Raw genomic sequence first — 15886 nt, 5'->3', positions numbered from 1 at the left:
TGTCCCATGCCCGAAGCATTGCCGGTCGCCACGATCCGTACGCAGGTCACGGTGCCGCTGGCGTTTCCGGACGGCTACACCACGACCGTCCGGGTGTTCTCGTTCAAGGGGCTGGTGGACGGTCGGGAGCACCTCGCCCTCGGTCTCGGCGACTGGGCGGGCGCGCTGGACCGGCTCGCCGCCGGTGGCGAAGCCCCGCTGGTCCGGCCGCACAGCGAATGCCTGACCGGGGACGTGTTCGGCAGCCAACGCTGCGACTGCGGTCCGCAGCTGCGTGAGGCGGTGCAGCGGATCACCGAGACCGGTGGTTTCCTGCTCTACCTGCGCCAGGAGGGCCGGGGCATCGGCCTGTACGCCAAGCTCGACGCGTACGCGTTGCAGGACGCGGGGCTGGACACCTACCAGGCCAACGTCGCGCTCGGCCGGGGCGAGGACGAGCGGGACTACACCGCCGCCGCGCAGATGCTCGCCACCCTGGGTGTGCCACGGGTCCGTCTGCTCAGCAGCAACCCGGACAAGGCCGAGCAGCTGACCCGCCTCGGCGTGGACGTCGCCGAACGGATCCCCACGAGCGTCTTCCTCTCCCCGGCCAACGCCCACTACCTGGCGGCGAAGGCGGCCAAGGCGGCGGAGACCGAGGCGGCCGAGGCGCTGGCGGGCCTGACCCCCGACCGGCCCGACGCCCGGTGAGCTGCCGGCCGGCGCGGCCGTACGTGCTGTTGAGCTGCGCCACCTCGATCGACGGGTACATCGACGACGCCACCGAGCAGCGGCTCCTGCTGTCCAACGAGGACGACCTGGACCGCGTCGACGCCGTCCGGGCCAGCTGCGACGCGATCCTCGTCGGCGCCGGCACCGTCCGCCGCGACGACCCCCGGCTGCTGGTGCGCAGCGCGGCACGCCGGGCCGAGCGGGTGGCGTCCGGCCGATCGGCCTCGCCCTGCAAGGTCACGTTGACCGCCCGGGGTGACCTCGATCCGACCGCCCGGTTCTTCACCGTCGGTGATGCCACCCGCCTCGTCTACTGCGCCACCGGCGCGCTGGACAAGACCCGGGAACGGTGCGGTCGGGCGGCCACCATCGTCGACGCGGGCGAGCCGATCGACCCCGCCTGGCTGCTGGCCGACCTGGCCGCACGGGGCGTACGGCGGCTCATGGTGGAGGGCGGCGGGACGGTGCACGCCCAGTTCCTCACCGCCGGCCTCGCCGACGAGCTGCACCTCGTGGTGGCACCGTTCTTCGTCGGTGACGGCCGGGCGCCCCGGTTCGTCGGCGAGGGACGTTTCCCCTGGCACCCGGGCCACCGCGCCCGGCTGGCCGAGGCCCGGCAGATCGGCGACGTGGTCCTGCTCCGCTACGCGCTCTCCGACCGCTTCGATGACGCCTGACGACGCCGCAGGAGCCAGCCGAGCGCACTGATCAGGAACAGCGCCGCGCTGAGCAGGAGCCAGCGCACCAGGTACGGACGCTGGTCCTGGCCGGTCGCCGCGAGGTGGGTGGTCTCGCCGAGGCGGAGGATTCCGGGGGAGTAGACCAGGAACAGCAGCGCGCTGCCGAGCGCCGGCACCCGCAGGTGGTTGAGCAGCGTGACACGGCCGCGAACCAGCGTACGCAGGACGCGGTCGACGGCCGCGTACACCGGGAACAGCACCAGGTCGTGGGCAATGACGGCGCCGAGGAACCACAGCAGCATCCGCCCGGCCGTCGCCTCGTCGGCCACCCGCAACGCCACCCAGCCGGCGAGCACGATGGCGGCCGTCACCAGGACCAGGTGCCAAGGCCCGGCGCCGTAGCGGGCGCGCAGCCGGGCGGCCCGCTCAGCCATCGGCCCGGCCCCGGAAGTCGATCTCGGCGACCCATTTCGTGCAGTGCACCCCGGGCAGGGCCGGCACGATGACCCGCGCCGGGTAGCCGTGGTCGGGGGAGAGGTCGACACCGTTGACCCGCAGGGCGAGCAGCGAGTCCGGATCGAGGACCTGATTGGACGCGAGGATCGCCGTGCGGAACAGCCCGGCCTGCTCCAGCGACGACACCCGCGCGCTGGCCGGCTCGGCGACACCGGCCAGGGCGGCCAGGTCACGCAGCCGTACGCCGGTCCACGTCTGCCGGGTCGACCAGCCCTCCACGCAGGAGATCGGCAGGGCGGCGGTGTGCTGCGCCATGGCCAGCAGCGCGGGCCGGTCCAGGGTCACCGTCCGGCCGTTGCCGCGCAGGGCCAGCCGCCAGCCGGGGCCGGTCTGCTCGGGGCGTACGCCGGCGGCGGCGACGGTGCGGTTGACCGGGAAGCCGTTCGGCCCGGGGCCGGGCTGTCGTCCCCGGGGCAGCAGCAGCGCGGTGCGGCGCAGCGGACCGTCGAGGCTCTGCCCGATGGTGAGGACGGCGAGCAGCAGCGCCCCGCCTCCGACCAGGCCGACCGCGCCGCGCCGGCTGACGGTGGCCGGGCCGGGTACGGCGGCGACCAGGCCGTCCGGGTCGGGCGGCTCGGGCCGGGTCGCGGCGCGCGACGTCCGTGCCTCCGCGCCCAGCGGTCGGGACCGCAGCGCGGTCACCAGCCGGGGAAACTTGATGACCACGTGCGCCACGAACGCCCCGGTGAAGATCCAGGCGCCGAAGTAGTGGGCGGTGTAGAAGTCGAACCCGAACACGTACGAGTACTGGATGTTGAGCAGGCCGGTGGCGATCTGGAACAGGATCCCGCCGACCAGCAACAGCAGGGTGAGTCGTTCCAGCGCCTGGGCCAGCGAGCGGGCCGGCGGCCAGTCGAACAGCTTCGGCAGCACCGACCACAGCTTGCCCAGCACCACCGGGATGAGCACGATCCCGAGCGTCACGTGCAGCCCCTGGGTGACCCGGAACAGCCAGGACGGCCTGGTCGGCCAGTCGAAGGCGGGCAGCCGCAGCCAGCCCACGTTCGTCGGGAACGCCTGGTCGAACCGAGGACCGTAGGCGGCGTAGTCGAGCAGCCCAGTGATGATCACCAGGGGCAGCGCGACCAGCAGCGCCGTCCCGTAGATCGCGGTGAGCCAGGGGCCGCGCAGCGGACTGCGCCAGCTTCGCTCGACCGTGTCCACCCCGGGTGGTTTCGGAGACACCGCAGCTCCCTCCTCGTACTGCCGGCAGGTTAGACCGCATCGGTGGCGCGGTTCCGGGTTTGCCGCATTACCGAACGCTTACCGACCGGAATCTGTTGTGAACTCCTTACGGGTCACGCGAACCGGCCCACCGGGCACCCGTCCCGCCCTACCGTGACGGGAATGCGGGTACTGGTCACCGGCGCGGCCGGTTTCATCGGGTCGCAGGTCGTCGACCTGCTCCTCGATCAGGGGCACGACGTGGTGGCGCTGGACGCGCTGCTGCCCCAGGCGCACGGCGGGGAGTTGCCCGCCTGGTCGCGCCGGCACGACGTGGTCCGCGGCGACGTCCGCGACGGCCCCCTGTTGGACCGGCTGCTGGTCGGCGTGGACGCGGTCTGCCACCAGGCGGCGATGGTCGGGCACGGTCTGGACCCGTCGGACGGCCCCGACTACGTCGCGCACAACGACTACGGCACGGCGGTGCTGCTGGCGGCGCTGCACCGCGCCGGGATCGGCCGGCTGGTGCTGGCCAGCTCGATGGTGGTCTACGGCGAGGGGCGCTACACCTGCCCCGCCCACGGGGCGGTGCGTCCCGCGCCCCGACGGCCCGAGGACGTGGCCGCCGGCCGGTACGACCCGACCTGCCCGCGCTGCGACCTCGGCCTCGACCCGGCGCTGGTGCCCGAGGACGCTCCACTGGAGCCGCGCAGCACGTACGCCGCGAGCAAGCTCGCCCAGGAACACCTGGCGGCGGCGTGGGCGCGGCAGACCGGCGGCGCGGTCTGGGCGTTGCGCTACCACAACGTCTACGGCCCCCGGATGCCCCGCGACACCCCGTACGCCGGGGTGGCGTCGATCTTCCGATCGGCGCTGGCCGCCGGTGAGGCGCCCCGCGTGCTGGAGGACGGCCGGCAGCGCCGCGATTTCGTGCACGTCACCGACGTGGCACGGGCCAACCTGCTCGCCCTGGCCAGCACCGCGCCGCCGGCCACGCTCACACCGGTGAACGTCTGCTCCGGTGAGCCGCACACCGTCGGCGAGTTGGCGGTCACCCTCGCCGCGGCGATGGGCGGCCCGGCCCCGCGGGTGGTCGGCGGAGCGCGGGCGGCCGACGTCCGGCATGTGGTGGCCGACCCCCGCCGTGCCGCCGAACTGCTCGACTACACCGCCCGGGTCAGCTTCGCCGACGGGGTGGCCGGCTTCGCCACCGACCCGTTGCGCGAACCGGCCGCCGTCGCTGGCTGAACCACCGTCGGTCTCCGCGACCGTCGGTCTCCGCGACCTCGTCCCTCGCCGCCCTCGGCCCTCGCCCCCTCGCCCCTGGACGGCGCCGCCCGGGCGAGGCATATCTGAATGAGCGTGATGCCTGTGAGTCATCAAGATGACTCACAGGCATCACGCTCAACCGAGTGGTCGCGCCCCGGAGCACCCCGACCGGTGGAGGTGGCCGAGGATGACGACCGGGTCGGGTGCGGGCTGCGGGCTGCGGGCTGCGGGGAGCGGGGAGCGGGCAGCGGGCTGCGGCTAGGACATCGCTAGGACATCGCTAGGACACCGTCCAGACCAGGTGGTTGACGGCCAGCGCGGTGGCCGCCTGCGCGGCCAGCCACCAGCGCCGCGACCCCGCCGGCAGGTGGGCGGCGGCCACCAGCAGCCACACGATGAACGGCAGCCAGATCCGCTCCACCTCGGCCTTGCTCAGCCCGGACAGGTCCGCCCCGAGCACCGCGACCAGGGCCGCGAGCGGCAGCAGCACGGTGGGGCCGGCCGCGCGTACCGCCGCGTCCACGCGGGACGGCAGCGAGCCCTGCGGCGCCGGCCACCGGGACCGGGCGGTCGACAGCACCCGGCGCAGCGCCGGCCCGAGCACCGGACCGGCGCTGAGCAGCAGCGCGGCCAGGTTGGCCCACACCCAGTAGCCGTACGGGCGGTCGGCCGCCCAGCCCTGGTAGTACCGCTCGACGACCAGTTGGTAGCCGACCCACCAGGGGAAACCAGCCGCGACGAAGGCCGCCGTCACGGCGGCCACTCCGGCGCCGGCGGTGAGCAGGGCACCCCACCGATGGGTACGGCGCAGCGCCAGCACGGCCAGCGCCAGCACGCCGACCAGCAGGAACCCGTACGAGAGGTGCAATGCGAAGCCGAGCAGCGCGCCACCGGCCGCGGCGGTGGCCCGGCCACGGACCGCCAGCAAGGCCAGCCCGGCGGCCACCACGGCGGCGAAGATCCCGTCGGCGGAGGCGCCCACCCAGACCGCACCCGGCAGCAGCACCAGGAAGGGGATGACCGCGCGGGCGGCGTCGGCCGCGCCGAGGGCCCGCAGCGTGACCGGCACCGACACCGCGACGGTGGCCCCGACCAGCACGCACGCCAGCGCGGCGGCGGCACCTCCGCCGAGGCCGATCCGGTCCAGCCAGACGAAGATCAGCAGCGCGCCCGGCGGGTGACCGGCGGTGTGGGTGGACCAGGAGTCCGGCTGGAAGTCCGCGATCCGGTCGGTGAAGCCGGCCAGCATCGCCGGGATGTCGGTGATCCGGGGAACCTCGTGCAGGTACTCGGCCTGCGGCGTCAGTCGCTCCGCCAGACCCGCCGACCAGCCGTCCACCAGGGCCAGCGACAGCGTCCACGCCACCGCCGTCAGCCACGCGGCGACCAGCAGGAGGCCCCAGCGGGCGGTACGCGCCCAGCGCGCGCCCCAGGCCACCACCGCGACCGCGACCAGCACCGCGGCGGGGCTGCCCCAGCCGACGTGAGGGCCCCACGTCGCGTACAGCGGGGCGGCGTCGGCGTGCAGGCCGGCGTCCCGCGCGTTCAGCACCGCGCCCACCAGCACGGCCGCGGCGAGCAGCGTCGCCTCCACGCCCAGCACCAGCAGGTCACCGGGACGGCGGCGGGTCGGCGTCCGCCCGGAGGCGGTCGGGGGAGCGGTGGTCGAGGTCATGACCACCGGACGGTACGGCGACTGCCGGCCTCCGCGCCGTGGAACCGCCGGGCCGTCACCGGACGGTAAGAAATGCCCAGGTGGTAAGGGTTCGGTAAGCACATTTCGGCCTCCGCCCGCCGGGTACCGCCCTAGCGTCGGCGGTATGGCGACTCAGATCGACGTGGTGCTGCCCTGCCTGGACGAGGCGGCCGCCCTGCCCGGCGTGCTCACCGCACTGCCGGCCGGCTACCGGGCCATCGTGGTGGACAACGGTTCCCGCGACGGTTCACCCGAGGTCGCGGCCCGGCACGGTGCCCGGGTCGTCCACGAGCCCCGCCGTGGGTACGGCGCGGCGGTGCACGCCGGACTGGAGGCCGCCGACGGTGACCTCGTGTGCGTCCTCGACGCCGACGGCTCGTTCGACCCAGCAGAGCTGCCCGCGCTGGTGGCACCGGTGGCCGCCGGCATCGCGGATCTCAGTGTGGGCCGGCGGCGACCCGTCGGCACCGGCGTGTGGCCCTGGCACGCCCGTGTCGGCACCGCGCTGGTCGCCGCGCTGCTGCGCCGCCGGGGCGTACCGCTGCGGGATCTCAGCCCGATCCGGGTGGCCCGCCGCGACGCGCTGCTCTCCCTCGGGGTCACCGACCGGGCCTTCGGCTACCCCCTCGAACTGCTGATCCGGGCCGCCGCCGCCGGCTGGCGGATCCACGAACTGGACGTCACGTACGCGCCTCGGGCCGCCGGCACCCGCTCCAAGGTGTCCGGCTCGGTCCGGGGCACCCTGCGCGCCACCCGCGACTTCGCCGGTGTGCTGCGGACCGTGGACGGCTCCCGGTGACGGTCCTGCTGGTGGTCGCCAAGGCGCCCGTACCCGGTGCGGTGAAGACCCGACTCTGTCCGCCGGCCACCGCCGCGCAGGCGGCCCGGATCGCCGCCGCCGCGTTGCGCGACACCCTCGACGCCGTCCGCGCCACCCCGGGCGTGACCCCGGTGCTGGCGTTCACCGGCCGGCTGGCCGAGGCCGAGGACGCCGCCGCGTTGACCACCGCGCTGACCGGATGGGAGGTGCTGGAGCAGCGGGGCGGCGGGCTCGGCGACCGGCTCGCCAACGCGTACGCCGAGGTGGCCGAGGCGTACCCGGGGCGGCCGGTGCTGCAGATCGGGATGGACACCCCGCAGCTGACCCCGGCCCGGCTGGCCGCCGCGATCCGCCGGCTGCGCGCCGCCGACGCGGTCCTCGGCCGCGCGGCCGACGGCGGCTGGTGGTCGCTCGGGCTGCGCGATCCCCGACACGCGGGGGTGCTGCGCGAGGTGCCGATGTCGACGCCGCACACCGGCCGCGACACGTGGGCGGCATTGAGCGGGCGGGAGCTGCGCACCGCGCCGCTGCCGGTGCTGCGCGACGTCGACGAGTGGCCGGACGCCCTGGCCGTCGCGGTGGAGGTGCCCGACGGTCGGTTCGCCCGGCAGGTCGCGGCGGTCCGCCTCACCCTGGTGCCGGGGAGCCGGCGGTGAACCCGGTCGACACGGCCCCGCGGGTCGCCGTCGCGGGACCCGCCGGCAGCATCGGCGCGGACGGGTTCGCCGCCGTCCTGGCCGACCCCGCGTCCGCCGGGCGGTGGCTGGTGGACGGTGACGGCGTCCGCAGGTCACTGCCAGTGGACCGCTGGCACGGCGACGCCGAGCCGGCGGTCGCGGGGCTGGTCACCCGCTGTGCCGGGCCGACGCTCGACCTCGGCTGCGGGCCGGGCCGGCTCACCGTGGCGTTGACCCGCGCGGGGCTCACGGCGGTGGGTGTGGACGTGTCGGCGGCGGCCGTACGACTGACCCGCGCCCGCGGTGCGGTGGCCCTGCGCCGCGACCTGTTCGACCCGCTGCCCGGCGAGGGCCGCTGGGCGCACGCCGTGCTGATCGACGGCAACATCGGCATCGGCGGCGACCCGGTCGCGTTGCTGCGCCGGTGCCGGGAACTGCTGGTACCCGGCGGCACGGTGCTGGTCGAGCTGGAGCCGGCCGGCGCCGGGCTGTGGCAGGGCCAGGCCCGGGTGGCCGCCGCGCACCGGGCCGGCCGGTTACTGCTCGGGCCCGCGTTCCGCTGGGCCCGCCTCGACGTGCACGCCGTGCACCCGGTCGCCGGCGCGGCGGGGCTCGGCGTGCGGCAGCTGTTCCGTCGGGGCCGGCGCTGGTTCGGTGAGCTGGGGCCGAGCCGCTGACGCCGGCAACGTCACGCCGCCGGGAGGCGGACCACGAAGCGACAGCCACCGACCACGTTCTGCACGTCCACCCGGCCACCGTGCGCCTCGACCAGCCCCCGCACGATCGCCAACCCCAGCCCGCCGGAGCCGTCCCCACCCGAGTCGGGCGTCCGGGCCGGCTCGCCCCGGAACGCCACATCGAACAGTCGGGGCAGGTCGCCCTCCGGAATGCCACCGCAGGTGTCCGCGACCGCCAGCCAGGCCGCGTCGCGTTCACACCCCGCGTCCACCCGGACGGTGCCGTCGCTCGGTGTGTAGCGCACCGCGTTGAGCAGCAGATTGCCCACCACCCGGGCCAGCTCGGGCTCGCTGGCCAGCACGGTGGGCCACCCCGACTCGGCGGCGACCAGGCGGATGCGTCGGGCCTCGGCCAGCGGTGCGGTGCCGGACAGCGCGTCGGAGACCACCTCGCCCAGCGGCACCGCCGACATCGTCAGCCGCAGCGCGCCCGCGTTGATCCGGGACAGCTCGAACAGGTCGTCGACGAGGCGCGTCATCCGGTCGGTCTGCGTCCGGATACGGCGGTGGTACCCGGCGACCGTCGCCGGGTCGTCGACCACCCCGTCCTCCAGCGCCTCGGCCATCGCCCGCAGACCGGCCAGCGGAGTCCGCAGGTCGTGCGACACCCAGGCCACCAGGTCCCGGCGGCCCTTCTCGACCCGTCGTTCGCGTTCCCGGGCCTGGTCCGCCCAGACCGCGGCCGCCGCCAGCCGCCGCCCGAAATACCAGCCGACGGCGAGACTCACGGCCGCCGCCGCGGCGACGGTGAGCAGCACGACCTGGAGATCGTGCGGGGACAGGAACATCGCCTGCGCGACCACGACGACCCCGGCCACCACGGCGGCGACCGTGATCGTGAGCAGGACGCACACGTGTACGGTGATCGACCGGTCGCGCAGCAGCCGCAGGATCAGCGCGCCGAGCACACCCACACCGAGGGCCGCCGCGAGGGCCGCCGCGAAGATCAGCGCCAGGTCACGCATCGGCCGGCTCGTACCGGTAGCCGACGCCCCAGACCGTGACGATCCGGCGCGGCTCGGCCGGGTCGTCCTCGATCTTCTCCCGGAGCCGCCGCACGTGGACCGTCACCGTGGACTGGTCGCCGAAGTTCCACCCCCACACCCGCTCCAGCAGCTCGGTGCGACGAAACGCCCGCCGCGGGTGCCGCATCAGGTGCGCCAACAGGTCGAACTCCCGCACCGTCAGGGCCAGCTCGCGGCCGTCCAACCGCGCGATCCGCGGCCCGGTCGCGACCTGCAGGCCCGCGTCGGCCAGCATCTCGGCCGGCGGCCCGGCCGGCTCGCCGGCCCGGCGCAGCACCGATCCGACACGCAGCACCAGCTCACGCGGGGAGAACGGCTTACTCAGGTAGTCGTCGGCGCCCAGTTGCAGGCCGAGCACCCGGTCCGCCTCGTCGCCACGCGCGGTCAACATGATGATGGGTACGCCGTCCGGCCGCTCCCGCAGCCGCCGGCACACCTGCAACCCGTCCAGCCCGGGCAGCATCAGATCCAGCACCACCAGGTGCGGCGCCCGGTCCCGGACGGCCTCCAGGGCGGCCAGGCCGTCCCCGGCGTGGCTGACGTCGTACCCGGCGTGCTCCAGGTAGCGGCAGACCACGTCGCTGACGGTCCGGTCGTCGTCGACCACGAGCACCCGCTGGGTCACCGGTCACCTCCCCGACCAGCGTAGCCAGCACCGGTACGGCCGGCGATTCCGCAGATCTTGCGGTCTTCTTACGTCCTGCCGTCACCGCCCGGAAGGTCGCCACCTTGATGTGCCGCAGTCGCGGGGTAGGTGGACCCGTGGTCGCTCGGTAGGGTGGCTGGCGTGCCGCGACTGGTGAGGATCACTCAGGACAACGTCGAGGCCGCGTGCCGGCTGACCGTCCGACCGGAGCAGGAGAAGTTCGTGTCCCCGGTCGCCTGGTCCCTCGCCGAGGCGTACGCGCAGCCCGAGATCGCCTGGCCACGCCTGATCGTCGAGGGCGACGAGATCGTCGGCTTCCTGATGGGCTTCTTCGACATCGGGTGGCACCCGGACCAGCCCGACGACCTGCGATCGGGTCTGTGGCGGCTGAACATCGCCGCCGAACACCAGGGGCGGGGGTACGGGCGCTTCGCGGTGCGGGCCGTCCGCGACGAGGCTCGCGCACGTGGGCGCGACCGCGTGTACACGACGTGGGAACCGGGACGGGACGGTCCGGAGGCATTCTACCTGAAGCTCGGGTTCGACCCGACCGGGGAGATCAGCGGTGGCCAGGTCGTCGGAGTGTGCCACCTGACCGAGTGATCAGCGGGGCGGCGCGCTCTGCGTACGATGCGGGGTCGAGTTCCCCTGCGGCGCGGAGAAGGACTTCGTCCTGTACCGCTTCGCCGACGACTGACCGGGCGGGGTCAGGCGCGGGTGATCGTCGTACCGTCGACCGTGATCGGGATTTCGGTCAGGCCCTTCGGGGCGGGACCGTCGAGGCGGGCGCCGTCGGCGACCGCGAAGGTGGACTTGTGCGCGGGGCAGGTGATCACCCCGTCGCGGGGAGCGCCGACCCGTACGCCCTGGTGCGGGCAGGTCGCGTCGTACGCCCGGAACGTGCCCGCCTCCGGTTGGACGACCAGCACGCCGCTGGTCACCGTGCCGCCGCCCACCGGTACGTCGGCGGTCTGGGCCAGCACGGCGCCGGCCGTGGCGGTGGCCTGACCGGCCGGGCTGTCGCCGGTGCCGCAGGCGCTCAGCAGGCCGGCGGCGCCGACCGCACCGGCCCCGGTCAGCAGGGCGCGCCGGCTCAGGCACCAGCGGTTGTCGCGGAGGAACTCCTGCCCGTCGTACACCCTCGTCACCTCTTTCGTCGCGGCCCGGACCGCCGGGGTCCGGTGGCTCGCGGGACCAGCCTGCCGCACGTTGCTGGACGCGCGATGCGACCGCGCTGAACGGTGGCTGGGTGCGGGCGGTGGGCGAGCGCTGGGCCCGTACGATGCTCCGGTGATTCTTCGGGGTACGATCCGCGCCGATCGTCCGTTGGTGGTGCTCGCCGTCGGGGAGGAGGCCCGCTACCTGCCGCCGGACCTGCCGGTGCTGCTCACCGGCATGGGCAAGGTGAACGCCGCCAGCGCGGTGTCGGCGGTGCTGGCCGCCGGGCCGCGTCCCAGCCTGCTGCTGAACCTGGGTACGGCCGGTGCGCTGCGCCCCGGGTGGGCGGGCATCCACGAGGTCGCCACCGTGCTCCAGCACGACCTGGACACGGCCCTGCTGCGCACGCTCACCGGCGAGACCTACGGCGCACCCCTGGCGTTGGCCGCCGAGGGCGCGGTGCTGGCCACCGGCGACACGTTCGTGGCCGACGACGACGCGCGGGACCGGTTGGCGCAGCGCGCCGACCTGGTCGACATGGAGGGGTACGCGGTGGCGTGGGCCGCCGCGCAGGCCGGCGTGCCGTGCCGGCTGGTCAAGCAGGTCAGCGACGAGGCGGGCGACGGCGCGGCCCGGACGTGGCGGGATTCGGTGGACGCCTGCGCCCGGGACCTCGCCGACTGGGCCGGTCGGCACCTCGCCTGACCGTGGAGGTCATCCGGCGGGTCGTCGCGGTCCGAGCCCTCGCGTGGTTTCCCGGCCGTCGGCCACGGGGACCAGGACGTGCCCGGCCAGCGCGAGGACCATGATCGCGGTGACCAGCACCGGTGGCCAGCCGCCGGCCCAGGGCAGCATCAGCAGGGGCAGCAGTTGCCACGCAATTCGCTGGTACGGCAGGCGGGCGGACAGCAGATAGGTGAACAGTGCCCGGCCGAGCACGAACACCAGCGGCCCGCCGATGATCAGCATCAGCCACCGCGCCGGTGTCGGTCCCGTCGGACGGTCGACGACCAGATCGAAGGAGGTCGCCGTGACGGCCACGCCGACCAGCAGCACCAGGTGGGTGTACGGCGCGATCCGGGTGGACCGGCCGGGCACGGACACGGCCGAGGTCTCGAGCAACTCGCCGGCCCGAAAGACGTAGATCTGGCGGCACCCGTCCGAGGATCGGCGAATCCCACGGGTGTGACGTCGGCGCGAGGTTGCCATGGCATCGGCCGTCGGGCGATGCTTGTCGCATCCATCAATCTCGATCTCTGCGGAGGTTCGGATGCGCCGCTCCCCGCTCGTCGCCCTCGTCCTGACCGTCCTCCTGCTCGTCGCGCCCGGCGCCGCGCAGGCCGCCGTGCCCGACCGGGCCACCGCCGATCCGGCCGCCGTGCTGGCCGGGGTACGCACCGCGGGTACCGCCTGGGGCCTCGACCCGGCCACCGGCCGGATGACCCTCACCGTCGACGACACCGTGGCGCCCGCCGAGCTGACGGCGCTACGGGCGGTGGCCGAGCGGGCCGGCGCGCAGCTGCGCCGGGAGCCGGGGACCCTGCGGCCCCTGATCGCCGCCGGCCAGGCCGTCTACGGCGGTGGCGGCCGCTGCTCGCTCGGCGCGAACGTGCGCAGCGGCAGCACCTACTACGTCATCACCGCTGGGCACTGCACGACCACCGCCAGCACCTGGTACGCCGACAGCGCCCAGACCACCGTGCTCGGCACCCGCACCGCCACCAGCTATCCCGGCAACGACTACGGGCTGATCCGCTACACCGGCCGGATCGCCCATCCGAGCGCCATCTACACGTACCCCGGCCTGCTCACCGTCTACGGCACGGGCACCGCGTACATCGGTCAGGCGGTGTGTCGCAGCGGCGGCACCACGGGCGTGCGCTGCGGCACCGTCACCGGCCTCAACCAGACCGTCAACTACTCCACCGGCGTGATCTACGGGCTGATCCGCACCAACATCTGCGCCGAGCCGGGGGACAGCGGCGGACCGCTGTACGTGGCCTCCACCGGCACCATCCTCGGCATCCTCTCCGGCGGTACCGGCAACTGCACGGCCGGCGGCACCACCTACTACCAGCCGATCGCGGAGGTGCTGGCCGCGTACGGGCTGACACTGCCCTGACTGACCCCGTTGCGGAGAGCGCAACGGGTTGCCCACCACGCGCAACCACGCCTAGGCTCGGTGGCACCCCGGCCCCGAGCCCGTGAGGACGTGCGCCCCCATGCCATCCGACCCCCGGCCCGACCGTCCGCCCGCCCCGGGCGGCTCACCCCCGGTCGAGGTGGCGACGGTGGGGGAGACCATGGTGGTGCTCTGCCCCGCACCCGGTGAGCCGCTGGAGGACGCCGAGCGGGTCGCCGTGTCGGTCGGTGGCGCGGAGTCCAACGTGGCCGGTTACCTGGCCCGTCTCGGGCACCGCGCGGCGTGGGTGAGCCGGGTCGGTGACGACCCGTTCGGTCGGGCCGTCGTGCGGCACGTCGCCGCCACCGGGGTACGCGTGGACCACGTCACCGTCGACCCGGCCGCCCCCACCGGGCTGTATGTCAAGGACCCCGGTCCGGCCGGAACGGCCGTGCACTACTACCGGGCCGGCTCGGCGGCCTCCCGGATGGACACCGGGACACTGGCCGACCCCCGGCTCGCCGGCGCCCGGGTGCTGCACCTGTCCGGGATCACTCCGGCACTCTCCCCGTCCTGCCGGGCGCTCGCCGAGCACGCGGTGACCGACCGGCCGCTGCCGGGCGCGCTGGTCAGCTTCGACGTCAACCACCGTGCCCGGCTCTGGCCCGCCGAGCAGGCCGCGCCGGTGCTACGTGACCTCGCCGACCGCAGCGACCTCGTCTTCGTCGGTCAGGACGAGGCGTACGCCCTGTGGGGCACCACCGATCCGGCGGCCGTACGCCGACTGCTGCCCGGCCCCGAGACGGTGGTGGTCAAGGACGGCGCGCTGGGTGCGACCGCCCTGCGCCGCGACGCCGGGCCGGTGTTCGTGCCGGCGCCCCGGGTGGCGGTGGTGGAGCCCGTCGGCGCGGGGGACGCGTTCGCCGGCGGCTACCTGGCCGGGCTGCTGCGCGGCCTCGACCCGACGCGGCGGCTGCGCCTCGGTCACCTCGTCGCCGCGCAGGTGCTGGGCAGCATCGGCGACAACGCCCCACTGCCGGCGTGGTCGTGGTTCGAACGGCTGCTCGACGCCCCCGACGACACCTGGTCCCCACTGGACCTGGCCGGCGCGCCGGCGGAGGGCTGAGGCGTGTCACAGGGCGTCGACCGGGCGATGCGCGTGCTCGAACTGCTGGCACGGGAGCCGGCCCAACTCGGCGAGGTGGCCGCCGACCTGGGCGTGCACAAGTCCACCGCGCTGCGCCTGTTGCAGACCCTCGAGGCGGGTGGGTTCGCGCGTCGCCGCGACGGCGGCTGGACCGTGGGCCTGCGGCTGATCGGTCTCGCCCAGCAGGCACTGGACTCGCTGGACGTCCGCACGGTGGCCCGTCCGCACCTGGCGGCGCTCGGCCGCGACTGCGGGCACACCATCCACCTGGCCCAGCTCGTCGACGACGACCTCGTCTACGTGGACAAGATCGAGGCGCGTGGCCAGGTGCGGATGTACTCACGGATCGGCCGCACCGCGCCGCTGCACGCCAGCGGGGTGGGCAAGGTGGTGCTCGCGTACAGCCCGGAGCCCCGGCTGACCCGGCTGGTCGACGGCGGCGAGCTGCGGGCGTACACCCCGGGGACCATCTGCGACCCGGCCGCCCTGCGCGCGGAGCTGGCGACCGTCGCCGAGCAGGGCTGGGCCGCCGACGACGGCGAGTTCGAGCCGCTGATCACCTGCGTGGCGGCGCCGGTGCGGCAGGCCGACGGGTCGGTCACCGCCGCCGTGTCGGTGACCGCGCCGACCGTGGTCGCCACCCTCGCCGACCTGCGCCGCCTGCTACCCCGACTGCGGGCCACCACCCGGCAGATCTCCCACGACCTCGGATGGAGTGCACCATGACCACAGCGGACTTCGACCACATCTTCGGCGGCGCCCGGGTGATGGCCATCCTGCGCGGCCTGCCGGTCGCCGAGACCGTCCGGCTCGCCGAGCGCGCCTGGGATCTCGGCATCGACGTGGTGGAGGTCCCGGTCGCCACCCCCGAGGCGGTGCCGGCGCTGCGGGCCGCAGTCCAGGCGGGCGTCGAACGTGGTCGAATCGTGGGTGCCGGCACCGTGCTCGACGAGGGTCAGGTCGCGGCGGCGGCCGACGCCGGTGCCGCGTTCACCGTCGCGCCCGGCCTCGACCTCGCCATCGCCGACGCCGCCGCCGCGCGCGGTCTGCCGCACCTGCCCGGCGTGGCCACCCCGACCGAGGCGCAGCAGGCGCTGCGGCACGGCCTCACCTGGCTCAAGGCGTTCCCCGCGATCTCCCTCGGGCCGGCGTGGTTCACGGCCATGGCGGGCCCGCTGCCACAGTTGCGCTTCGTCGCCACCGGCGGCCTGGACGCGGCCAACGCCGCCGCGTTCCTGGACGCGGGCGTACGGGTAGCGGCAGTGGGCTCAGCCCTGTCGGACCCCCACCAGCTGGACAATCTGGCCAAGCTAGCCACAAACCCACGCTGACCCCGTCACGCCCCGCCCCTCACCCCTCACCCCGCGCCCCCTCTCCCGCGCCGATCTTGCACCTTCTGTCCCGACGAAAGTCGCGAATCGGGATCCGTCAACAACCGAAAGTGCAAGATCGGCGCGGGGGTGGGACGGGGGCGGTGCGGGACGGGGGCGGTGCGGGGCGGGGGCGGGGTGGGGTGCG

Annotated in this window: 18 protein-coding genes and 1 pseudogene; 12 read left to right on the top strand and 7 right to left on the bottom strand. The window is 74.8% G+C overall.

The window, feature by feature from the left end; genetic code table 11:
* The first annotated feature begins 6 nt into the window (after positions 1-6).
* Positions 7-690 (top strand): GTP cyclohydrolase II, encoded by a 684-nt coding sequence (gene ribA / locus AB0H52_RS02110; protein ID WP_151490274.1) that lies wholly within the window; start codon positions 7-9, stop codon positions 688-690.
* Positions 687-1388 (top strand): dihydrofolate reductase family protein, encoded by a 702-nt coding sequence (locus tag AB0H52_RS02105; protein ID WP_151490273.1) that lies wholly within the window; start codon positions 687-689, stop codon positions 1386-1388. The genes ribA and AB0H52_RS02105 overlap by 4 nt, the downstream gene beginning before the upstream one ends.
* On the opposite strand, the gene AB0H52_RS02100 is transcribed toward AB0H52_RS02105, so the two are convergent.
* Positions 1355-1825: a hypothetical protein gene (locus AB0H52_RS02100; RefSeq protein ID WP_151490272.1), complete on the bottom strand. Its 471-nt coding sequence runs from the start codon at positions 1823-1825 to the stop codon at positions 1355-1357. The two genes, AB0H52_RS02105 and AB0H52_RS02100, sit on opposite strands and share 34 nt — an antisense overlap.
* Positions 1818-3056: pseudogene (locus AB0H52_RS02095) on the bottom strand (molybdopterin-dependent oxidoreductase); the annotation flags it as partial. The gene AB0H52_RS02100 and the pseudogene AB0H52_RS02095, both read right to left, overlap by 8 nt.
* A gap of 198 nt (positions 3057-3254) precedes the next feature.
* On the opposite strand from AB0H52_RS02095, the gene AB0H52_RS02090 reads away from it, so the two are divergent.
* Complete coding sequence (locus tag AB0H52_RS02090; protein WP_278122377.1) at positions 3255-4319, top strand: NAD-dependent epimerase/dehydratase family protein; 1065 nt, start codon at positions 3255-3257, stop codon at positions 4317-4319.
* 301 nt (positions 4320-4620) lie between these two features.
* Here AB0H52_RS02090 and AB0H52_RS02085 read toward each other — a convergent pair whose 3' ends face one another.
* Entirely contained in the window at positions 4621-6015 is a 1395-nt protein-coding gene (locus AB0H52_RS02085; RefSeq protein WP_357944647.1) for a hypothetical protein, read from the bottom strand.
* 145 nt (positions 6016-6160) lie between these two features.
* Between AB0H52_RS02085 and AB0H52_RS02080 the strand changes: the two genes are divergently transcribed.
* The 3 genes from AB0H52_RS02080 to AB0H52_RS02070 all read left to right on the top strand — a co-directional run bounded on the left by AB0H52_RS02080 (position 6161) and on the right by AB0H52_RS02070 (position 8210).
* A complete protein-coding gene (locus AB0H52_RS02080; RefSeq protein ID WP_357944644.1) occupies positions 6161-6835 on the top strand; it encodes a glycosyltransferase family 2 protein in 675 nt (224 codons plus the stop codon).
* Positions 6832-7512 (top strand): TIGR04282 family arsenosugar biosynthesis glycosyltransferase, encoded by a 681-nt coding sequence (locus AB0H52_RS02075; protein WP_151490267.1) that lies wholly within the window; start codon positions 6832-6834, stop codon positions 7510-7512. Before AB0H52_RS02080 ends, AB0H52_RS02075 begins: the two co-directional genes overlap by 4 nt.
* A gap of 77 nt (positions 7513-7589) precedes the next feature.
* A complete protein-coding gene (locus AB0H52_RS02070; RefSeq protein WP_225854539.1) occupies positions 7590-8210 on the top strand; it encodes a class I SAM-dependent methyltransferase in 621 nt (206 codons plus the stop codon).
* Between the two features lie 11 nt (positions 8211-8221).
* Here the strand turns inward: AB0H52_RS02070 and AB0H52_RS02065 are convergent, their stop codons facing one another.
* Positions 8222-9235 carry a HAMP domain-containing sensor histidine kinase gene (locus tag AB0H52_RS02065; protein WP_357944640.1) on the bottom strand — a complete coding sequence of 338 codons (1014 nt, stop codon included), beginning with the start codon at positions 9233-9235 and terminating at the stop codon, positions 8222-8224.
* The gene (locus tag AB0H52_RS02060; RefSeq protein ID WP_151490265.1) at positions 9228-9920 is read right to left on the bottom strand and encodes a response regulator transcription factor; all 693 of its coding nucleotides are present in this window, start codon (positions 9918-9920) and stop codon (positions 9228-9230) included. Before AB0H52_RS02060 ends, AB0H52_RS02065 begins: the two co-directional genes overlap by 8 nt.
* 162 nt (positions 9921-10082) lie before the next feature.
* Here AB0H52_RS02060 and AB0H52_RS02055 point away from each other — a divergent pair, with 162 nt between their 5' ends.
* Positions 10083-10544, top strand: a complete 462-nt coding sequence (locus AB0H52_RS02055) for a GNAT family N-acetyltransferase (protein WP_151490264.1) — start codon at positions 10083-10085, stop codon at positions 10542-10544.
* Positions 10545-10648: 104 nt separating this feature from the next.
* Here the strand turns inward: AB0H52_RS02055 and AB0H52_RS02050 are convergent, their stop codons facing one another.
* Positions 10649-11080 carry a Rieske (2Fe-2S) protein gene (locus AB0H52_RS02050; RefSeq protein ID WP_225854537.1) on the bottom strand — a complete coding sequence of 144 codons (432 nt, stop codon included), beginning with the start codon at positions 11078-11080 and terminating at the stop codon, positions 10649-10651.
* 151 nt (positions 11081-11231) lie between these two features.
* Between AB0H52_RS02050 and AB0H52_RS02045 the strand changes: the two genes are divergently transcribed.
* Positions 11232-11804, top strand: coding sequence for a nucleosidase (locus tag AB0H52_RS02045; protein WP_192580286.1), 573 nt, complete (start codon positions 11232-11234; stop codon positions 11802-11804).
* 9 nt (positions 11805-11813) lie between these two features.
* Here AB0H52_RS02045 and AB0H52_RS02040 read toward each other — a convergent pair whose 3' ends face one another.
* Positions 11814-12203 (bottom strand): low temperature requirement protein A, encoded by a 390-nt coding sequence (locus tag AB0H52_RS02040; RefSeq protein WP_192580285.1) that lies wholly within the window; start codon positions 12201-12203, stop codon positions 11814-11816.
* A 166-nt stretch (positions 12204-12369) separates the two neighbouring features.
* On the opposite strand from AB0H52_RS02040, the gene AB0H52_RS02035 reads away from it, so the two are divergent.
* The 4 genes from AB0H52_RS02035 to AB0H52_RS02020 all read left to right on the top strand — a co-directional run bounded on the left by AB0H52_RS02035 (position 12370) and on the right by AB0H52_RS02020 (position 15699).
* Complete coding sequence (locus AB0H52_RS02035; RefSeq protein ID WP_357944634.1) at positions 12370-13221, top strand: S1 family peptidase; 852 nt, start codon at positions 12370-12372, stop codon at positions 13219-13221.
* 100 nt (positions 13222-13321) lie between these two features.
* A complete protein-coding gene (locus AB0H52_RS02030) occupies positions 13322-14347 on the top strand; it encodes a sugar kinase (RefSeq protein WP_357944631.1) in 1026 nt (341 codons plus the stop codon).
* A gap of 3 nt (positions 14348-14350) precedes the next feature.
* Positions 14351-15094 (top strand): IclR family transcriptional regulator, encoded by a 744-nt coding sequence (locus AB0H52_RS02025; protein WP_357944629.1) that lies wholly within the window; start codon positions 14351-14353, stop codon positions 15092-15094.
* Positions 15091-15699 (top strand): bifunctional 4-hydroxy-2-oxoglutarate aldolase/2-dehydro-3-deoxy-phosphogluconate aldolase, encoded by a 609-nt coding sequence (locus AB0H52_RS02020; RefSeq protein WP_151493330.1) that lies wholly within the window; start codon positions 15091-15093, stop codon positions 15697-15699. The genes AB0H52_RS02025 and AB0H52_RS02020 overlap by 4 nt, the downstream gene beginning before the upstream one ends.
* Positions 15700-15886 lie beyond the last annotated feature (187 nt).

Origin of the sequence: Micromonospora sp. NPDC050695 (assembly GCF_040654415.1) — a bacterium.
GTDB lineage: Bacteria > Actinomycetota > Actinomycetes > Mycobacteriales > Micromonosporaceae > Micromonospora.
This window is presented reverse-complemented; position numbering and strand designations above follow the sequence as displayed.